This window comes from Pectobacterium peruviense (assembly GCF_002847345.1).
Classification (GTDB): domain Bacteria; phylum Pseudomonadota; class Gammaproteobacteria; order Enterobacterales; family Enterobacteriaceae; genus Pectobacterium; species Pectobacterium peruviense.
The window spans coordinates 271,934-292,583 of record NZ_LXFV01000001.1 but is presented as its reverse complement, the minus strand read 5'-3'; the positions used below and the strand labels follow the sequence as shown (position 1 = coordinate 292,583).

Genomic DNA, 20,650 nt, shown 5'->3' with positions numbered 1-20,650 from the left:
AGACGCCCATGATGACGACAATGCGCCGCCACGCGACAACACTGGCTCTGTTTGCTGCTTCCACTACCGCAGTCACTGCCGTGGTGAATATGTTGACGGAACCAACGATCTCCCATCAGGCGCTGTTGCAGCAAAAGATGTTGTTGGATCAGGTGGTTCCCGCCGAGTTATACAACAGTGATATTCAAAAAGAGTGTTACGTTGTCACCAATCCGGCACTAGGATCGTCAGCACCGCATCGCGTTTTCATCGCCCGACAGAATGGTGAACCCGTAGCCGCTGCACTGGAAAGTACCGCACCGGATGGTTATTCTGGTGCCATTCGGCTGCTGGTGGGCGCCGATTTTCATGGCAAGGTACTTGGCGTCCGCGTGACCGAGCACCATGAAACACCGGGGCTGGGTGATAAAATCGAAGTACGAATTTCTGACTGGATCACGCGGTTCAATGGGCTAATGGTACAAGGCGAACATGACGCCCGCTGGGCAGTGAAGAAAGAAGGCGGGATGTTTGACCAGTTTACCGGAGCCACCATCACGCCGCGTGCCGTTATTAATAGCGTGAAGCGCAGCGCGCTTTATCTGCAAGCGCTACCGCCACAAATCAACACGCTGTCCGCCTGTGGAGAGAACCAATGAGTCAAACCAAAGCGCTTTTCATTGACGGGTTATGGAAGAACAACTCGGCACTGGTTCAATTATTGGGTCTGTGCCCCCTGCTGGCGGTGTCATCAACCGCGACTAACGCGCTGGGACTCGGGTTGGCAACTACGCTGGTTCTCACCTGTACCAACATGGCCGTCTCTGCGCTGCGCCGTTGGGTACCCGCGGAAATCCGTATTCCGATTTACGTCATGATCATTGCTTCCGTCGTCAGCACCGTACAGATGCTGATCAACGCGTATGCCTACGGTTTATATCAATCGCTGGGGATTTTTATTCCGCTGATCGTGACGAACTGCATCGTTATCGGCCGCGCAGAAGCCTTTGCGTCTAAAAATGCCGTCTTCCCTTCCGCCATTGACGGACTGGCAATGGGACTGGGGGCAACCAGCGCATTGGTGGTGCTCGGCTCTTTGCGTGAAATTCTGGGTAACGGCACGCTGTTCGACGGCGCAGACTTGCTGCTGGGCAGTTGGGCTAAAGTCCTCCGTATTGAGGTTGTCCATCTCGATTCCCCTTTCCTGCTGGCGATGTTACCACCAGGTGCCTTTATCGGCCTGGGACTGTTGCTTGCCGTGAAATATTTGATCGATGAGAAAATGAAACAACGCCGAGCGCGTGCCGCTGCCGCCGAAGGGAAAATGGTGCCAACAACCGGTGCCGTGGGGGAATCGCTGTGAACAAAGATAAACGGGTTGAGATCTTAACGCGTTTACGCGACAACAATCCCCATCCGACGACTGAGTTAAATTTCAGCACACCGTTTGAACTGCTCATCGCCGTACTGCTTTCTGCACAGGCAACCGACGTCAGCGTCAACAAGGCAACCGCAAAGCTCTATCCTGTTGCCAACACGCCAGAAGCCTTGCTTGAGCTAGGTGTAGATGGCGTTAAGGGTTATATCAAGACGATCGGCCTGTTTAACAGCAAAGCGGAAAATGTCATCAAGACTTGCCGCCTATTGCTGGAAAAACATCAGGGACAGGTTCCTGAAGATCGCGCTGCGTTGGAAGCCCTACCCGGCGTAGGACGAAAAACAGCAAACGTTGTTTTGAATACCGCGTTTGGCTGGCCGACGATTGCTGTTGATACCCATATCTTTCGCGTCAGTAACCGCACAGGATTCGCACCGGGTAAAAATGTCGAACAGGTAGAGGAAAAACTGCTGAAAGTTGTTCCGGCAGCATTTAAAGTCGACTGCCACCACTGGTTAATCCTGCATGGCCGTTACACCTGCATTGCTCGTAAACCGCGCTGTGGCTCCTGCCTGATTGAAGATTTATGTGAGTTCGGCGAAAAGGTCGACGCCTAATCTGTTGTAGTCTGGTGAAACGGCTATCACCAGACCTTCCTCTCGATGATTCCACACTCGTCCCGTCTTTCGCTCTCTCATTCTTAGCGTTCCTACAACCAGAGTCAGTCACAAGCTCACAGCGCCTCACCGCTCAAATAACCACGCCCTTTCTAGCGGAGCCTCGTTCAAAAGAACTGTATAAAAACACAATTAACCACTATTTAAGGCTAATAAGTTATTTTTAATAGAAAATTTAGTGATTGATAGTCACGCATAAAAACTATATCGATATTTATCTTATTGCCTACCACTGATGCTTTTTTACACTCACTGCATATTTAGTAATATGCAAAAGATTAAACCGCATATTCATTCATAGTTAATGATATTGTCTTGATTTTAAGTAAAAGGCAGATTATATCCCTTTCATAAAAAACAAATGCGGAAAAGCGAGATAATCATTTGATGCAAAAGCAAGTTGTGAAATTAAACTCTGCATAACATTTATTTTCTGGTTTTATCCCACGACAAAAACCACTTGTAACAAAAGATGTCAAATGACTTGTCTGTCCGTAAAATAACGTCAATATAACGCCGTTTTTCCTCCCCATAACAATCAAAAGAGGTTGCAGTTTCACTGTCTCACTCTTGTTATTTTCTCGTTAAAAAAAACGAGATATGTAAAATCAGAGGTCCTTTGTGTCAACAGCAAACAACAACGAATCCACCGAAAGCGTCAGCATGAACGCGTTCAAACAGCCAAAAGCATTTTATCTCATCTTTAGTATCGAACTGTGGGAGCGTTTTGGTTACTACGGTCTGCAGGGCATTATGGCGGTTTATCTGGTCAAAATGTTGGGCATGTCCGAAACAGATTCCATCACCCTTTTCTCCTCTTTCAGCGCGTTGGTTTACGGTTTCGTCGCCATTGGCGGCTGGTTGGGTGATAAAGTCCTCGGCACCAAACGTGTCATCGTTCTGGGTGCCATCGTGCTAGCATTCGGCTACGCTATGATTTCCTACTCGGGTCACAGCGTTACATGGGTCTATATCGGTATGGCAACCATTGCCGTCGGTAACGGACTGTTTAAAGCCAACCCATCTGCCTTGCTGTCTACCTGCTACGCGAAAGACGACCCGCGTCTTGATGGCGCCTTCACCATGTACTACATGTCGGTGAACATCGGCTCCTTCTTCTCTATGCTGGCTACACCGGTACTTGCCGCGCACTACGGCTGGGGCGTTGCCTTCTCTCTGAGCGTGGTTGGCATGATTCTGACGCTGGTTAACTTCATGTTCTGCCGTAAGTGGGTCAGCACGCAAGGTTCTCAGCCAGATTTCCAACCGATTAATCTGCCGAAACTGGCCGTCACCTTGGTGGGTATTGTCGCGCTGGTCGCCATTTCCACCTGGCTGTTGCACAACCAGAGCGTCGCACGTTGGATCTTGACGCTTATTTCACTGGCTGTTGTTGCTATCTTCATCAAAGAAATGCTGGCGGTGAGCGGCGCTGAACGCCGGAAAATGATCGTAGCACTTCTGCTGATGCTGGAAGCTGTCGTCTTCTTCGTGCTGTACAACCAGATGCCAACATCGCTGAACTTCTTTGCTATCCGCAACGTTGAGCACACGATTTTAGGTTTTGCCTTTGAGCCAGAGCAGTATCAGGCGCTCAACCCATTCTGGATCATGGTTGCCAGCCCGATTCTGGCTGCGGTTTACAACAAAATGGGTGACCAGCTACCGATGGCGCACAAATTTGCGATTGGTATGGTGCTGTGTTCCGGCGCATTTCTGGTGCTGCCGTGGGGCGCGAGTATGGCTAACGAACAGGGTATCGTGTCCGTAAACTGGTTGATCCTCTGTTATGGCCTGCAAAGTATCGGGGAGCTAATGATTTCCGGTCTGGGTCTGGCAATGGTCGCTCAGTTGGTGCCACAGCGTCTGATGGGCTTTATCATGGGTGCCTGGTTCCTGACATCTGCCGGTGCCGCGATTATCGCAGGCTACGTCGCCAATATGATGGCAGTGCCAGAGAACGTCGTAGATCCGCACGCGTCTCTTGAGATTTATAGCAATGTCTTCCTGCAGATTGGCATCGTCACGGGCATCATCGCCGTTCTGATGCTGCTGACCGCACCAAAATTGACACGTATGACGCAGGATGTTACCGACGCCCCTGTGGATACCGTCACGACCACAGCATCTGCCTGATAACCCGCCCTAACACCTCGCTCGGATAACGGGGTGAGGTGTTGTTGGTGAAGCGTTTGAGGATAGATAGATAGATAGATAGATAGATGATAGATGATAAAAAGCCAGACACTGTCTGGCTTTTTTGCTTTCAAGGCTTAAGTACGGCTGTTGATGCTTACTTCACTGGCAGCGTAATGTCTTTAAACATCGCTTCAATTTCATCATTCGAGCGCAGCGCAACGGCAGAATCGACAACATCACGCGTTAAATGCGGAGCAAAACGCTGGATGAAATCGTACATGTAGCTGCGCAGGAATGTGCTGCGGCGGAAACCAATTTTCGTGGTGCTATAGCTAAAGATGCTGTTCGCGTTGATGGTCACCAGATCGGTTTCCGTCTGCGGATCAACCGCCATGTTGGCAATCACCCCCACGCCCAGTCCTAAACGCACGTAGGTCTTAATCACATCAGCATCTGTTGCGGTAAAGACGATGCGCGGCGTGAGACCCGCTCGGTTAAACGCGGTATCCAGCTCAGAACGCCCCGTAAAGCCAAAGGTATAGGTAACGATGGGATAAGCGGCCAGCTCTTCAATAGTGATGTCTGTTTTGGATGCCAGCGGGTGATCCGGTTTTACGACTACTGCGCGATTCCAGTGGTAGCACGGCAGCATGATCAGATCGTCGTACAGATGCAGCGCTTCCGTCGCAATAGCAAAATCAGCAGATCCTTTCGCAACAGCCTCGGCAATCTGCGTCGGCGAGCCCTGATGCATGTGCAGCGACACGCGAGGATAGCGGTCGATAAAACCTTTGATAACGCTTGGCAGCGCGTAGCGGGCCTGTGTGTGGGTAGTCGCGACGTACAGTGACCCTTTATCGGGATAGGTATGCTCTCCGGCAACCGCTTTGATGGCATCGACTTTCGACAACACTTCGCGTGCAATGCGGATGACTTCCTGTCCAGCGGGGGTCACCTGTGTCAGGTGTTTTCCACTACGGGCAAAAATCTGAATGCCCAATTCATCCTCCAGCATGCGGACCTGTTTACTGATCCCTGGCTGAGAGGTGTACAACCCTTCTGCGGTAGAAGACACATTTAGGTTGTGATTAACAACTTCAACAATATAACGAAGCTGTTGTAGTTTCATAATTTATCCCATTCCCAATTGAAGTGTGCGCGTGGCATCTCACAACGTTCTAACGACGTTCCGTTTTATACCCGTAATACTTCAAGTTGCATGTGCGTTGGCTGCGTTCAAATACTCGGCCCGTCGTGGGCCTCGCCCTGAAGGGCCGCTGCAAGCAGCGTTCAAATCTGCTCCCGGCAGATTTGTCACCCGAATCAATTACCTAAGTAAGCTCATCGGGATGAAATGAGAGACATCCTGTCTCTCACCGAAGGCCAGTCGCTGGCTGGTCAAATTCGTTCCAGACGAATTTGTCCCTCTCTTGCCGCCTTCCTGCAACTCGAATTATTTGGGATATATTGATCTTGATTACGCCTTAATCGTCCGGCGCATATTTCCATCAATTAATGTCATTTAATCATAAAAATTATTTTTATATAACCATTTTTACATGACGTAGGTGATTAAAGAACGCAGTGCGTGCGATTATCACCGAGGTAAACCGCATCATTCTCTATCACGGATCAACAATCCTCATGCTACCGCAGACAATCTTCATACATCTGTTTTATCAAGAGATATTCTGGGATAAAAAAAGCCAGCCTTGCGGCTGGCTTGATTTAGCTATTTTCTCTGCACAACCACAGTTGGTCAGAGGATGGCGGAAAGAGATTACTTCTTCCCTTCAACCCATTTTCCATCAACATAAAACGCGGACCAGCCTGTTGCCTTGCCGTCTTTCTCTGACGAGACGTATTGCTGTTTGGTTTTACGGCTGAAACGTACTTGGGTTTTATTGCCGTCTTTATCCGTCGCTGGGGCATCTGCCAAATAGCGCAGTTTTTCCGGCAAACGATCCTTGAATCGAACCAGTTCTTCTACCAGCGGCGCTCGCGTTTCACGAGATTTCGGGAACGTATTGGCCGCAAGGAAGACCCCTGCCGCACCGTCACGCAATACGAAATAGGCATCAGACTTCTCGCAAGGTAACTCAGGCAACGGCACCGGATCTTCTTTCGGCGGCGCAACATCGCCATTGCGCAGAATCTTACGCGTGTTGCTGCAAGTCTCGCCGGTGCAGGACATGTATTTACCGAAACGTCCCATTTTGAGGTGCATTTCGGAACCACATTTTTCGCACTCAACAATCGGACCATCATAGCCCTTGATGCGGAACTCGCCAGCTTCGATTTCATATCCGTCACAGGCTGGGTTATTTCCACAAACGTGCAGTTTGCGCTGATTATCAATCAGGTAACTGTCCATCGCCGTACCACATTTTTCACAGCGACGACGGGCACGCAATGCGTTAGTTTCGGCTTCATCACCTTCTAACACGTTCAGCACTTCAGCTTCCGGTATCAGGTTGATCGTGGTTTTACAGCGCTCTTTCGGCGGCAGTGCATAGCCGGAACAGCCCAAGAACACACCGGTACTGGCGGTACGAATACCCATTTGACGAGAGCAGGTTGGGCAGTCAATGCTGGTCAACACCATCGCATTGGGTCGCATACCGCCTTCTTCAGGATCCTGCTCAGCCTTTTCCAACTGCTGGCTAAATTCCTTGAAGAACTCATCCAGCACTGCTTTCCATTCCGCCTGATTATTGGCAACCTGATCGAGACGGCTTTCCATTCGCGCGGTGAAATCGTAATTCATCAATTCGCGGAAGTTTTCTTCCAGTCGATCGGTAACGATTTCACCCATTTTCTCGGCATAGAAACGGCGGTTTTCCGCACGGACATAGCCGCGATCCTGGATGGTTGAAATAATAGAGGCATAGGTAGATGGACGACCAATCCCACGTTTTTCCAACTCTTTAACCAGAGAGGCATCGCTATAACGTGCAGGTGGTTTGGTGAAGTGTTGCCCTGGCAGCAGTTTCTGCAGTGACAGCGCCTCGCCCACGGCCACAGTTGGCAACGTGCGATCTTCATCATTTTTACGCAACGCTGGCATGACTTTCGTCCAGCCATCAAAACGCAGCGTACGGCCTTTCGCACGCAGTTGATAATCTGCCGCTTCCACGATTAACGTGGTGGAATCGTATTGCGCAGGCGTCATTTGACAGGCAACGAACTGACGCCAAATCAACTGATACAGCTTCTGCGCATCGGCTTCCATATCTTTCAGACTGTCGGCCAGTACGCCAACATCGGAAGGACGAATGGCTTCATGCGCTTCCTGCGAATTTTCTTTGCTGCTGTAGGCGGTCGCCGCCTCAGGCAAATAGCGCTTGCCAAACTCTTCGCCGATATAGCCACGCACCATCGTCAGCGCATCCTGACTGAGGTTCGTTGAGTCGGTACGCATGTAGGTAATGTAACCCGCTTCGTACAGACGCTGGGCCATCATCATGGTCTTTTTCACACCAAAGCCGAGGCGTGTACTGGCAGCCTGTTGCAGCGTGGATGTGATGAACGGCGCGCCCGGTTTGCTGCTGGTCGGTTTATCTTCACGGTCACCAACGACATAGCGTGCGTTTTCAAGCAGACTGACCGCCGCATGCGTTTGCTCTTTATTAACCGGCTTAAACGGCTTGCCGTTGTGGTGCGTTACCTGCATTTGCAGTTGAATATCGCTGCCCGCCAACAAATCGGCGTGCAATTCCCAGTATTCTTCTGGCACGAACGCTTTGATTTCACGTTCGCGATCGACAATCAGTCGTACTGCAACCGACTGTACGCGCCCAGCGGACAGGCCACGGGCAATTTTTTTCCACAGCAGCGGGGAAACCATGTAACCCACCACGCGATCCATAAACCGACGCGCCTGCTGTGCATTAACGCGGTCAATATTCAACGTATCTGGTTTTTCAAACGCCTGTTTAATGGCATTTTTCGTGATTTCGTTAAACACTACACGGCTGAAACGCTGCTCGTCACCACCAATAATTTCCCGCAGGTGCCAGGCAATGGCTTCCCCTTCGCGGTCAAGGTCGGTTGCGAGATAGATGTGGTCAGCATTTTCCGCCAGCGTTTTTAATTCGGAGACAACCTTCTCCTTACCCGGCAGTATTTCGTAGTTGGCTTTCCAATCATGATAAGGATCGATGCCCATACGATTAACCAGCGCGGATTTCTCATCCTTTTTGACTTTCTTTTTCGTTTTATCTTTAGTCGTTGAGTCCGCGCTCTTTTTACTAACTGAGCCGCTCGTCGGCAAATCGCGCACATGACCGACGCTGGATTTCACCACGTAGTCATTGCCTAAATACTTATTGATCGTTTTGGCTTTTGCCGGGGACTCGACGATAACGAGAGCTTTACCCATATGTACTATTACCTGCTGAATTCTTCTGAAAATCAGATATTTTTCGGGGCATTCAGAGCGGATTCTACTGACTGCGCAAAATCCCACACTCTACCTGATAAATACTGCCACGCAACCTAATTAGCATGGAAATCCAGTTTTATCCGCTTCCTGCTAAATTGAATATCGGCAGGTAAGCCCCTAAAATGTAGCCCATTTGCATCATAATCTGCACTTTACGCTGAAACCGGATCGCAGTACCCTTTATCTTGATGCAGTTTTTGAAATAACAGTGTTTATTTTTGAAATAGCCGCATTGGTTTTCGAAATAACATTGTTGATATAGTGTAACTACCCCCCTTTTTCAAGGGTGAGTACAGGAGTAGTAATCATGTCACCTGAACACCAGGTTAATGAAGAAAAACGTCCTATTGACCGCCAGAGCTTATTAGTTGAAGCCAATGACATCATTAAACATCACGATGATTATTTGCACGGAATGGTCGCTGATAGCGTAGAACAAAAAAGCGGCGTGCTCGTTTTTCGCGGTGAGTTTTTTCTCGATGAGAGCGGAATACCAACCTTAAAAAGTACTGCTGTATTTAACATGTTCAAACATCTTGCGCATGTTTTATCCGAAAAATATTATTTGGTCGATTAGACGCAAATGCCCGCAGTTTGCGGGCATTTCCCCGTCATACTTCAAGCTGCATGTACGTTGGCTTTCCTGCAACTCGAATTATTTAGGGGAGATTGATAGGCATAACAATTATCGGTTACAGCAGAGGCTTCGAACCACGCTGCCACCAGCGTAGCATCAGACGTTCAGCGGTATCTCCCGCACTGCCCGTCAGACGATCCAGCAGACGTTTACGGCGCGTATAGCGTACGCTTAATACTTCATGATTCGCCATTTCGGCAATGAGCAGATCGTCACTGGTGCCGATAGCATCTATCAATCCTAAATCTTTCGCCTGAGTGCCAAACCAGTGCTCTCCGGTTGCAACCGAATCAATATCCAGGGACGGACGCATCTGCTGTACAAAGTCCTTAAACAGCGTATGCGTGACATTCAGATCTTCGCGGAATTTCTCGCGGCCTTGTTCAGTATTCTCACCAAACAGCGTCAATGTGCGTTTAAATTCACCCGCGGTATGCAGTTCAACATCAATGTCTTTGTTTTTCAGCAAACGGTGGAAATTGGGGATTTGTGCCACAACGCCAATAGAACCCACAATGGCAAAAGGCGCTGCTACGATACGGTCGGCCACGCAGGCCATCATATATCCACCGCTGGCAGCCACTTTATCGACCGCAACCGTCAAACGTACGCCGCCTTGGCGCAGACGTTGTAATTGCGACGCAGCCAACCCATAACCGTGTACTACACCGCCGGGGCTTTCGAGACGCAACAACACTTCGTCTTTCGGTTTCGCCACGGCGAGTACGGCGGAGATTTCTTCACGTAGCGAACTGACTTCTCCCGCATCCATACTGCCATTGAAATCGAGAACGTACAGGCACGGTTTTACACTTTTCTCTTCGCCACGCTTGGCGCGCTGTTTATCTTGCTTAGCCGTTTCTTTTTCTTTCTTTTTTTCTTGTTTAGATAACAGCTTACGTTCGGTGTCGCTCATACAGGCGGTCTGCATTTCACGCTGCATTTCCTGATATTGCTCGCCCAGATTCGTGACCTGCAACTCACCCTTATGCTGGCGCTTACGCTGCGTCATCCCGAATGCCAGAACGACTAAGGCACCAATAGCCACCACGATGGTGAGTGCCTTAGCCAGGAATAAACCGTACAGAGAAAGTAATTCCACAAACACCGTCCTCATTGACTGAGTATTAATTAATGTTGGCCTACTCACCAACCATGGCCTTGACGTCGCACGCCATTCCCTTCCTATAACCTAACTGATGGCACGCAATATGGCGATGTTATTCCTGTGGTTTTTATGCCTATTGCTGCTTTTTACAACAGCACAGGGATAAATAGAGGCAGTCTCATTGAAAACGTGCGGTATTTGAGGCATAACACCCCCATTCGCCCTGTTTGGATGCGCCTTCACCTGACGTTCCGAACCGCACGCCCCGACAGCTCGCATCGGGTCGATATGCTATGGCAGGTCTATTATCTGAAGCGTGAACGTTCTGCGTCGCGGCAAGAGGAATTCATTGTGCACTACCAACCTAAAATCGATTTACTGCAAAACCGCATCATTCTGGTCACCGGCGCGGGTGACGGCATTGGTCGGGAAGCCGCACTGACTTATGCTCGGTATGGCGCACACGTTATCTTATTAGGACGAACGGAAAGCAAACTGCAAACGGTTAAGCAGCAGATCGAACAAGAACACGGTACGACAGCACACGTTGTCGTCTGCGATATGCTGGCCTTATCCTCTGCACAGTGCTTTCAGTTGGCAGACGAGCTGTCACAGGTTGTACCCCATCTGGATGGCGTGCTTCACAACGCCGGATTGCTCGGGGAAATTGTCCCTGTTGTACAGCAAACACCGGAGATCTGGCATCAGGTTATGCAGGTCAACGTCAACGCGACTTTCATGTTGACGCAAGCGCTACTGCCGCTGTTATTGAAATCGCCATGCTCTTCTCTGGTTTTCACCAGTTCCAGCGTCGGCCGCGAAGGTCGTGCTAACTGGGGAGCCTACTCCGTATCCAAGTTCGCTACAGAAGGCCTGATGCAGGTGCTGGCAGATGAGTATCGTTCGCACAATCTGCGGGTGAACTGTATTAATCCCGGCGGAACGCGTACGGGTATGCGCGCGTCGGCATTCCCCAGCGAAGATCCAATGAAGCTGAAAACGCCAGCAGATATCATGCCGCTGTATCTCTACCTGATGGGCGATGATAGCCGCCGTAAAACAGGGATGAGTTTTGATGCTCAGCCGGGTAGAAAAGCCGGTCCAGCCGAATAATAGACAAGAGCACTCAATATGAGCGATGAACGCCACCAGCAACGCCAACAGCGTCTGAAAGAAAAGGTCGATGCCCGTATTGCCGCCGCGAATGAAACGCGCGGTATCCTGATTGTGTTCACTGGGAATGGGAAAGGGAAAACGACAGCCGCGTTTGGCACCGTCACGCGGGCGATAGGCCACGGGTTACAGGCTGGTGTGATCCAGTTTATTAAAGGTGAATGGCCAAACGGTGAAAAGAACCTGCTGCAGCAGCACGGCGTAGAATTTCAGGTGATGGCAACCGGTTTTACCTGGGATACGCAGAATCGCCAGACGGATACCGAAGCGGCACAACATGTCTGGCAAGCAGGGAAACGGATGCTGGCCGATCCACTGCTTGACCTCGTCGTATTAGATGAGCTGACGTATATGATTAGCTATGATTATCTAGATTTAAGTGACGTTGTCACTGCATTGAAGCAGCGCCCCGCAGGACAGACTGTGATCATCACCGGTCGTGGCTGCCACCGTGATTTGCTCGAAATGGCCGATACCGTGACGGAAATGCGTCCAGTAAAGCATGCGTTTGATTACGGGATTCAGGCACAACAAGGCATTGACTGGTAGTCTTTAGTCCCATAGCTATCAGTAATGGGCTAAATGAAAACGGGCAGCGAAGGCTGCCCGTGAAGCGTATATAGAGAAAAGCTTAGCCGTTACGTTTCGGCTTTGGAGATGTACGACGTGCTGGCGCGCTGTTGATCTGGCTGTGACGTTTTACCGCACGGCGGATCTGGTTCGCTTTCACCCGACGGCGTTCACGCTCAACCGGCAGTTTCGACACTGTCTCTGCTGGAAGCTGCACTAATTCACGCAGATAGTTCAGCTGTTCCAGCGGCATTTCTGCCCAGCCACCGCGTGGAATACCTTTTGGCAACGTAATGTCGCCGTAGCGTACGCGAATCAGGCGACTAACCTGCACGCCAACCGCTTCCCACAGACGACGAACTTCACGGTTACGCCCTTCTGTCAGCGTTACGTTATACCACTGGTTCAGACCTTCACCGCCCTGATAGCGGATAGTGCGGAATGATGCCGGGCCGTCTTCCAGCTGTACGCCTTTGCTCAGCTGTTTGATCTTTTCGTCGTCAACTTCACCGAAAACACGCACGGCGTATTCACGCTCAACCTCACGGCTGGGGTGCATCAGGCGGTTGGCTAACTCACCGTCGGTCGTGAACAGCAGCAGGCCGGAGGTATTCACGTCCAGACGCCCTACTGCAACCCAGCGAGAACCCTGAATTTTTGGCAGACGGTCAAATACTGTCGGGCGGCCATCAGGATCGTTACGGGTGCACAACTCACCTTCCGGTTTGTAGTACATCAGTACGCGGCACACGGACTCTTCGGTTTCCTTAACGGTAACCACATGACCATCAATACGGATTTTGGTGGCTTTCGTCACTTCAACGCGATCGCCCAGAGTGGCAATCTTACCGTCAACGCTGACGCGTCCAGCCTGAATGATACCTTCAATTTCGCGGCGTGAGCCATGTCCGGCACGCGCCAGAACTTTTTGTAACTTTTCGCTCATTGAGCAACCTCTAGTGTCGCCTTCCCAGGCGTCGGGGGGAGTCATAACTGCTTATAAAAATCAGCAGGTTACGTAAAAATCGTTTGTCGTATTAAAAACTGGCGCGATTATACCGATCTTCACGCCATTTGTATTCCCATTGTTACCGCTCGTCGCCGCGTTTATAAGAACGGCGTGACATCACCGGTACCTTCGCGGGCGACGCGCGGCACGGACTCGGTCAAGTCGATAACCGTCGTCGGCTGTTGACCCAGCGAACCGCCATGAATAATCAAATCCACCTGTTTTCCCAATCTGTCCTGAATTTCTTCTGGATCGGATTCGGCGAAATCATTTCCCGGCAGCATCAGCGTCGTCGACATCAACGGTTCATTCAGCGCGGCCAGCAGCTCCAGTGCGATAGGATTGGACGGCACGCGCAGGCCGATGGTTTTACGCTTTTCATTCATTAAGCGGCGAGGAACCTCTTTCGTCGCTTTCAGAATAAATGTGTAATTACCGGGTGTATTATTTTTAATCAACCGAAAAGCCGAGTTATCAACATGGGCATACGTCGACAGTTCGGACAGATCGCGACACATCAGCGTGAAGTTATGATCGCTCCCCAGATCGCGAATCCGGCAGATGCGTTCCAGTGCGTTCTTTTCGCCCAACATACAGCCCAACGCATAACCGGAATCCGTTGGATAAACAATCACCCCACCTTTATGCAAAAACTCGACCGACTGATTAATCAATCGCGGCTGCGGATTCTGTGGGTGAATATAGAAAAACTGGCTCATGACCCTACCTCGTACGTCTGACATTTCGCGGCGCTGTTCATTCCAACCCGCTTCATCGTGCAATAAGGATTATTATAGAACGTGTTGACGGTAAAAGATTGTTATTCCATGAATTTGTTATTTCAAAAAGAGTGTCGTGGCATCAACGCGGCTATGCGCTGCCAGCCTCCACCAATAGCGGATGGTGCCAAACGGGTTCGACATCGGCAGGCAGCCACAGCTTGCGGCCCAGCTCAATCCAGGCGCACGGCAGGTGGAAATCCGATCCTTGCGACGCCATCAGGTTGTAGTCACGCGCATAGCGTCCCAACTGTGTTCGCTCATCCGGTGCCTGCTGGCATTGCGCCACTTCCATCGCGATCCCGCCGCTTTCTGCGAAGGTAGCTAACAGGCGCTTTAGCCATTTGGCCGTCAAATCGTAGCGCCCCGGATGCGCCAACACCGACACACCGCCGGATTGATGAATCGCCTCAATCGCTTGCGGGATGGTGCACCACTGCGGTGGCACGTAACCGATTTTGCCTTTCGCCAGATATTTTTTGAACACCTGATTCATATTCGCCGCGATACCCAGTTCGATCAGATAACGTGCAAAATGCGCGCGTGTAATCTGCCCTCCGGTCGCCAGACGCTGTGCGCCAGCCAGCGCATCAGGAATGCGGTTTTTTTCCAGTCGAGCCGCGATCTGCTCCGCCCGACTTTGCCGACACGCCGCCTGCTGTTGCAGCAACCTCGTCAATGCAGGGTGTGCAGTATCCATCCCCAATCCGACAATATGGATCTCATGGTTTTCCCACAGCGTGGAGATCTCCACGCCGGAAACCAATCTCAGCGGCAGCCCCTGTTGTGCAATCGCATGTTGCGCTTCGTCAAGTCCAGCCGTCGTGTCGTGATCGGTAATGGCCAGCACGCTCACCCGCATGTCTACCGCCCGACTGACCAGCGCCGTCGGCGTTAAAAGACCATCAGATGCCGTGGTATGGCTATGCAAATCATAAAGTGGGAACGACGATATCGGTTGAGAATCTTCTGGCACAAGCCTATCCATTAACAAGAATAATGCGAAGGCCGCATGATGCCATCAATAGGAGGAAAAGGGTAATTCTCATCTTCTCTGCGTGCCCTTTTCTCTCCTTTCCCCTACGAGATTTTTAAGGTGCTTCCAGGATACGCAAATTGTTTTCCAGTAAGGAAGCCACAAGCAGCGCACACAGGAAACCTATCCCTTTAACAAGGCATGCAATACCTGTAAGGAAAACAAAATCATTATAACCAGAATGATTTCCGGATAATAAAAAAAATGAGTATAAGAAAAAAAAGACACTCATTACCACCTCTATTTTTGATGCTAAAAATGCACGCTTAATGCTCTTCGAATTTTCAAATTTATTTGTCCTATCCCATTTCATTGAAAAACCAAACAGTGATGAAATGACTCCGTAAATAAAAGTCCACTCTAACGCCCGAGCCATAATCCCATGATAGAAAACGGGAAGAATCCCTGAGCAATTAAATAATCTAAAATAGGCCATTTTTTCAATAAAGGTGCTTATCAACATGCATAAAAAGAAAACGATAAATTCATAAGGAATAGATAAATAAACATTCCCGCTCAAGAGAAAGAAGCTCACCACCACCATAATATGAAGTGATATTAGCGAAAAAACGGGTTTGATTCTGGATGTACTATGTCTAATTTCCATGACTCTTTGATTGAGGGTCATTTTATTTTCACTCGAAAAACCGAAGTACAGCCGCCAATGTTTAAGTAATTGTTGAACAGGCCCCGCAGTCCATCTAACTTGCTGTTTTTTCATATCAGAAAAAGTTGTAGGAATCAGTCCTCTTCCTACCGTATCAGCGAATACGTAACCTATATATCCCTGCGCATGCATTCTTACTGCAAGCTCAGAATCCTCTGTCAATGCAGTTTCATCCCACCCTCCTACCTTCTCCAATATATTCCGCCTCAAAATACACATCGTCCCGACGGTAAATGCAGCGTTAATTTCGGTATATGATGGCAGTTCTATTTTATGGAATAATGTCCAGAAATAATAGGCGCCTTCCATAACAGGGCTTGATTGATGATTATAGTAATCATGGCTAGTCTGAACAAAACCGACGTTTTCATCTTTAAAAATTTTGACGTAGCGTCGAATAAAATCGGGTTCGGTGATATAATCCGCATCAATAACAGCGATCAACTCAGTATCAGAAGACGTGATTTTCAATGCATAATTCAATGCTCCAGCTTTTGCTCCTGCTAGTACAGGAACATGATAAAATCTGAATTTCTCACCCAACATGCTACAGTGTTTTTCCACGGGTTTCCAGAGTGTTTCATCCCGAGTGTTATTATCTATGACGATAACTTCATAATTGTCATAATCTAATGCGGAAATACTATTCAGCGTATTGATTACTATTTCTGGCGGTTCAGAATAGCAAGGCAGATGGATAGTGACTTTGGGTGAGTAGACTTCACTAACACTCTGGATATGCATCACTTTTTTATTTCTCTTGAAATTAAGATAAAACAAGGAGTTTTGAGAAAATGGCAAATAGTAAAATGAATAAATCGATGTTATTATCGAAAATAAAAAAATAGCAATAAAAATAGCCTGAAAACCATGTTCGACAAACGTTTCATAAAAAGAAAGCATGTAGCTGAGCAGACATAAAAGCAAAGTAGTGCTAATTGCTGTAAGTCCCGACCCAAACGGGGTTATCATTCCTGAGTATGTGAACCATGTGAAAGAGATAATACTGCCGACGAAAAACAGTGCCAAAAAATAAATAAGCGGCCACGATGAAAGGGAGGATGCTGTCATAAAGAGCAGAAAAAAAACCAGCATCAATATGTTGACATTGGCCTTATCAACATTGTTTCCTTTCGAAAAAATATAGAGTGACACAGATCTTATTATCACCAAGAAAGCAGCAATATATAAAACACCATCCCTATCAAGAGAGATAAATTCAAACATTAAAAGCCCCATTAAGAAATATTTGTAATAATCAGGGGGTGATAGTTTTCACACCATTAAGATGGTGATATCAAAACACGCCCTGAATGATGATAATCATCATGATTAACGCAATATTAATATCTTATTCGCCGATTTATTATTAAGGGAAATGATGACATTATTTTGATTATCTATGCCAAAAAAAATATTCTACATTTGACAATGTTTAACGATGACACTTATTTGCCATTAAATGACATTTTTGATAAATTAAACCTGTTCCCATAAAGTTACTTATTGGATGAGATAAAAAATAAAACAAGGAGTGTACCCACCATGTATTTAATAAGAAAAAAATATATAACATCATTAGAGAATATATTAAAAAAGGAAGGGGTAATCGTAGACGCGCTATCAAACGATGCAACAATACGCTATAGGAGTGAAGAAATCGGTGATGAATTCACCAGTGTTTATAACATTCAAAAATTGCTTAACATTGCCTATGCCAGTCAGGGAAAAGAAAGTTTTGGGTTACTATCTTATGAATACTTTCACCCTGGTGATTATGATATCGTTAATTATATTATGATGAGTAGTGACAATTTATTACATGCACTTGAATGCCTTTGCCGTTTTTCTAGACTGTTATACAGCGGCTGTCAGCTAACGTTAGATAAGAAAAACACAAACACATACTGCATAGGATTTACTTATCTTTACCCACAAGATAAAAACAAAGAAATCACTCGTCAATTTCATGAATTAACGGTTGCCAGTTTACTGGCTTATTGTCAGTGGCTCACTGCTGCTAATTTTACTCATTTTTCTTCCATGGAATTTAGTTATCCACAACCCTATGGCATAAGAAAATATGAAACGCTATTTGCTTGCCCAATGACCTTTGGCACACATCGAAATTGTGTTTATCTGAATGCAGAGATCCTGTTAATGCCATTGGTTACTTCCAATGCGTCACTTTTCAAATTGCATGAAAAACACGCAACCTGCTTGATCGACATTCTTTTTAATAAAACAATAAAGAGCCGAGTAAGAGACAGCATTAACAAAAAACTAGAAACCGGTTCGTGCAATATTCATTCTGTCGCATCTGACCTTTTTATGACTCCCCGGACATTACAGAGGCGTCTGGAAGAAGAAGGGGCTTATTTCAAGGATATACTTGAGGACGTTAAAATGAATCTTGCAGAATATTATCTCATATATAGCCAATATTCGCTTTCTCAAGTTGCTGAATTGGTTGGATATAAAGATCTCAGTAGTTTCCACCGTGCATGCCTACGCTGGTTCAGGTCATCTCCTGGGTTCTTTCGTGAAAGAGGTTGTAAGAAGGCATGCTTGCCTATGAAATGACATAACTGCTGCCTTTTTATGATGTAAAGCATCGATAAAATAATCCTATTGAAGGTGTTGACATTTTATCCCCGAACCAGTTAACTAGTACACAAGCGCAGTGCGCAGACAGTAATCAGTATACAAACAGTGAGATGATGATAATGGCAACGCAGAAAATGATGAAGCATGGTTGGTGGCGCTCTTCCCTCTCGCGGGTGGACTAATCACGCATCGCTGTTATCACACATGCAGATATTCCCAGGCCCGCTTAACTAAGCGGGCTTTTTATTTGATGGTCACAACATTAAACGGGTAGCAAGAATGCAAACAACACAACCTAAACTGGAACTGCTGCGTATTGAGGCCGTTTACCGTAACGACCCCAGCGCCATCTTCCATCAGCTCTGCGGTGCCAGACCGGCAACGTTGCTGTTAGAGTCGGCTGAAATCGACAGCAAGGAAAACCTGAAAAGCCTGTTGATCGTAGATAGCGCACTACGCATCACCGCACTGGGTCAGCACGTTTCCATTCAGGCACTCACGGCAAACGGCGCCAGCCTTCTGCCGCTTCTGGATGCCGCGCTGCCAGTGGAGATTATCAATCAGCCGCGTCCGAACGGTCGTGAACTCACGTTCCCACTGGCAGACGCCATGCAGGACGAAGATGCTCGCCTGCGTTCGCTGTCCGTGTTTGACGCCTTACGTCAGATTCTGACGCTGGTCGCCTGCCCGATAGATGAGCGTGAAGCTATGTTTCTCGGCGGCCTGTTCGCCTACGATCTGGTCGCCGGGTTTGAAGAATTACCTGCGCTGAACCAGCAGCAGCGTTGCCCGGATTTTTGCTTCTATCTGGCAGAAACGCTGCTGGTGCTTGACCACCAAAAACGTGTGACCGCTCTGCAAGCCAGCCTGTTTACACCGAACCATAGCGAAAAGCAGCGTCTGCAACAGCGTCTGGAACAGCTGCAACTTCAGCTCACTCAGCCCGCGCCCGCGCTGCCGCGTCAGTCCATCGAAGACATGACGCTGAGCTGCAACCAGAGCGATGAGGCTTTCGGGGAAGTCGTCAGCCAGATGCAGGAAGCTATCCGCATCGGTGAAATTTTCCAGGTCGTGCCGTCACGTCGTTTCTCTCTGCCGTGTCCTTCACCGCTGGCCGCCTACCAAACGCTGAAGGATAGCAATCCCAGCCCTTACATGTTTTACATGCAGGATCAAGACTTCACGTTGTTCGGTGCCTCGCCGGAAAGCTCGCTGAAATACGATGCAGACAGCCGTCAAATCGAAATCTATCCGATTGCCGGTACTCGCCCGCGCGGTCGCCGTGCCGATGGCTCGCTGGATCGCGATCTCGATAGCCGTATTGAACTGGAAATGCGTACCGACCATAAAGAGCTGGCTGAGCATTTGATGCTGGTAGATTTAGCCCGTAACGATCTGGCGCGCATCTGTCAGCCGGGTAGCCGTTACGTTGCTGACTTGACCAAAGTGGACCGCTATTCCTTTGTCATGCATCTGGTCTCCCGCGTTGTGGGGACATTGCGTGAAGATTTAGATGTGCTGCACGCCTACCGCGCCTGCATGAATATGGGCACGCTAAGCGGCGCGCCGAAAGTTCGGGCCATGCAGCTGATTGCCGAAAGTGAGAAAACCCGACGCGGCAGCTACGGCGGCGCGGTGGGCTACTTCACCGCTCACGGCGACCTGGACACCTGCATCGTCATTCGCTCCGCCTATGTCGAAGACGGTATTGCCACTGTTCAGGCCGGTGCGGGCGTGGTGCTGGATTCTAACCCTCAAGCCGAAGCCGACGAAACACGCAATAAAGCCCGGGCCGTACTGCGAGCCATTGCCAGCGCGCACCATGCAAAGGAGATTTTCTGATGGCCGATATCCTGCTGCTCGATAACATCGATTCATTCACCTACAACCTGGTGGATCAGCTGCGTGCCAGCGGTCATCAGGTCGTGATTTACCGTAACCATCTGCCTGCCGACGTCATCATCGCGCGGTTACAGCAAATGGAAAAACCGATCCTGATGCTCTCCCCCGGCCCCGGCACGCCAGCCGAAGCGGGTTGTATGCCTGAGCTGCTGCAACGTTTGCGCGGTCAGTTGCCGATTATCGGCATTTGCCTCGGCCATCAGGCCATTGTGGAAGCCTACGGCGGCCATGTCGGTCAGGCGGGTGAAATCCTGCACGGCAAGGCGTCTGCCATCGACCACGATGCCAGCGGCATGTTTAGCGGTTTACCGCATCCATTGCCCGTCGCTCGCTACCACTCGCTGGTCGGCAGCAACATTCCGTCGACGCTGACCGTCAACGCACACTTCAACACGATGGTCATGGCCGTGCGGAACGATGCCGATCGCGTCTGCGGTTTTCAATTCCATCCTGAGTCGATCCTGACCACGCACGGCGCTCGACTGCTGGAACAAACGCTGGACTGGGCGCTGGCTTAACGAGGGATACGATTATGCAACTGTCTT

General features: G+C 49.0%; 17 protein-coding genes and 1 other annotated feature. Of the genes, 10 read left to right on the top strand and 7 right to left on the bottom strand.

Annotation, left to right across the window (positions count from 1 at the left end; genetic code table 11):
- The first annotated feature begins 8 nt into the window (after positions 1–8).
- The 4 genes from rsxG to dtpA all read left to right on the top strand — a co-directional run bounded on the left by rsxG (position 9) and on the right by dtpA (position 4,170).
- Positions 9–638, top strand: coding sequence for an electron transport complex subunit RsxG (gene rsxG / locus A0G03_RS01355; protein WP_048260142.1), 630 nt, complete (start codon positions 9–11; stop codon positions 636–638).
- The gene (locus tag A0G03_RS01350; protein ID WP_048260144.1) at positions 635–1,342 is read left to right on the top strand and encodes an electron transport complex subunit E; all 708 of its coding nucleotides are present in this window, start codon (positions 635–637) and stop codon (positions 1,340–1,342) included. Before rsxG ends, A0G03_RS01350 begins: the two co-directional genes overlap by 4 nt.
- Complete coding sequence (gene nth / locus A0G03_RS01345; protein WP_048260147.1) at positions 1,339–1,974, top strand: endonuclease III; 636 nt, start codon at positions 1,339–1,341, stop codon at positions 1,972–1,974. The genes A0G03_RS01350 and nth overlap by 4 nt, the downstream gene beginning before the upstream one ends.
- 681 nt (positions 1,975–2,655) lie before the next feature.
- Positions 2,656–4,170 (top strand): dipeptide/tripeptide permease DtpA, encoded by a 1,515-nt coding sequence (gene dtpA, locus A0G03_RS01340; RefSeq protein WP_048260149.1) that lies wholly within the window; start codon positions 2,656–2,658, stop codon positions 4,168–4,170.
- A gap of 157 nt (positions 4,171–4,327) precedes the next feature.
- Here the strand turns inward: dtpA and cysB are convergent, their stop codons facing one another.
- Together cysB and topA are read right to left on the bottom strand one after the other, a co-directional pair.
- Positions 4,328–5,302 carry an HTH-type transcriptional regulator CysB gene (gene cysB / locus A0G03_RS01335; protein ID WP_048260151.1) on the bottom strand — a complete coding sequence of 325 codons (975 nt, stop codon included), beginning with the start codon at positions 5,300–5,302 and terminating at the stop codon, positions 4,328–4,330.
- Between the two features lie 651 nt (positions 5,303–5,953).
- Entirely contained in the window at positions 5,954–8,554 is a 2,601-nt protein-coding gene (topA, locus tag A0G03_RS01325) for a type I DNA topoisomerase (RefSeq protein ID WP_048260152.1), read from the bottom strand.
- Positions 8,555–8,924: 370 nt separating this feature from the next.
- Here topA and A0G03_RS01320 point away from each other — a divergent pair, with 370 nt between their 5' ends.
- Positions 8,925–9,194: a YciN family protein gene (locus A0G03_RS01320; protein WP_039291754.1), complete on the top strand. Its 270-nt coding sequence runs from the start codon at positions 8,925–8,927 to the stop codon at positions 9,192–9,194.
- Positions 9,195–9,309: 115 nt separating this feature from the next.
- On the opposite strand, the gene sohB is transcribed toward A0G03_RS01320, so the two are convergent.
- Positions 9,310–10,356 (bottom strand): protease SohB, encoded by a 1,047-nt coding sequence (gene sohB / locus A0G03_RS01315; protein WP_039294973.1) that lies wholly within the window; start codon positions 10,354–10,356, stop codon positions 9,310–9,312.
- Positions 10,357–10,713: 357 nt separating this feature from the next.
- Here sohB and A0G03_RS01310 point away from each other — a divergent pair, with 357 nt between their 5' ends.
- Entirely contained in the window at positions 10,714–11,475 is a 762-nt protein-coding gene (locus A0G03_RS01310) for a YciK family oxidoreductase (RefSeq protein ID WP_039294970.1), read from the top strand.
- A gap of 18 nt (positions 11,476–11,493) precedes the next feature.
- Positions 11,494–12,084 (top strand): cob(I)yrinic acid a,c-diamide adenosyltransferase, encoded by a 591-nt coding sequence (gene cobO / locus A0G03_RS01305; protein WP_039291749.1) that lies wholly within the window; start codon positions 11,494–11,496, stop codon positions 12,082–12,084.
- Between the two features lie 82 nt (positions 12,085–12,166).
- On the opposite strand, the gene rluB is transcribed toward cobO, so the two are convergent.
- The 4 genes from rluB to A0G03_RS01285 form a co-directional block, all read right to left on the bottom strand.
- Positions 12,167–13,051 carry a 23S rRNA pseudouridine(2605) synthase RluB gene (rluB, locus tag A0G03_RS01300; protein WP_039291746.1) on the bottom strand — a complete coding sequence of 295 codons (885 nt, stop codon included), beginning with the start codon at positions 13,049–13,051 and terminating at the stop codon, positions 12,167–12,169.
- Positions 13,052–13,212: 161 nt separating this feature from the next.
- Positions 13,213–13,833 carry an L-threonylcarbamoyladenylate synthase gene (locus tag A0G03_RS01295; RefSeq protein ID WP_014915351.1) on the bottom strand — a complete coding sequence of 207 codons (621 nt, stop codon included), beginning with the start codon at positions 13,831–13,833 and terminating at the stop codon, positions 13,213–13,215.
- A 151-nt stretch (positions 13,834–13,984) separates the two neighbouring features.
- Positions 13,985–14,881 (bottom strand): RNase RNM, encoded by an 897-nt coding sequence (gene rnm, locus A0G03_RS01290; RefSeq protein ID WP_173361608.1) that lies wholly within the window; start codon positions 14,879–14,881, stop codon positions 13,985–13,987.
- A gap of 103 nt (positions 14,882–14,984) precedes the next feature.
- The gene (locus A0G03_RS01285) at positions 14,985–16,823 is read right to left on the bottom strand and encodes a glycosyltransferase family 2 protein (RefSeq protein WP_011093852.1); all 1,839 of its coding nucleotides are present in this window, start codon (positions 16,821–16,823) and stop codon (positions 14,985–14,987) included.
- 318 nt (positions 16,824–17,141) lie between these two features.
- Here A0G03_RS01285 and A0G03_RS01280 point away from each other — a divergent pair, with 318 nt between their 5' ends.
- The 3 genes from A0G03_RS01280 (at position 17,142) to A0G03_RS01270 (ending at position 20,623) form a co-directional block, all read left to right on the top strand.
- Positions 17,142–18,179, top strand: a complete 1,038-nt coding sequence (locus tag A0G03_RS01280; protein WP_011093853.1) for an AraC family transcriptional regulator — start codon at positions 17,142–17,144, stop codon at positions 18,177–18,179.
- 167 nt (positions 18,180–18,346) lie between these two features.
- Positions 18,347–18,451, top strand: a sequence feature (Trp leader region).
- Between the two features lie 31 nt (positions 18,452–18,482).
- Positions 18,483–20,045: an anthranilate synthase component 1 gene (locus A0G03_RS01275; protein ID WP_011093854.1), complete on the top strand. Its 1,563-nt coding sequence runs from the start codon at positions 18,483–18,485 to the stop codon at positions 20,043–20,045.
- Complete coding sequence (locus A0G03_RS01270) at positions 20,045–20,623, top strand: glutamine amidotransferase-related protein (protein WP_010275261.1); 579 nt, start codon at positions 20,045–20,047, stop codon at positions 20,621–20,623. Before A0G03_RS01275 ends, A0G03_RS01270 begins: the two co-directional genes overlap by 1 nt.
- Positions 20,624–20,650 lie beyond the last annotated feature (27 nt).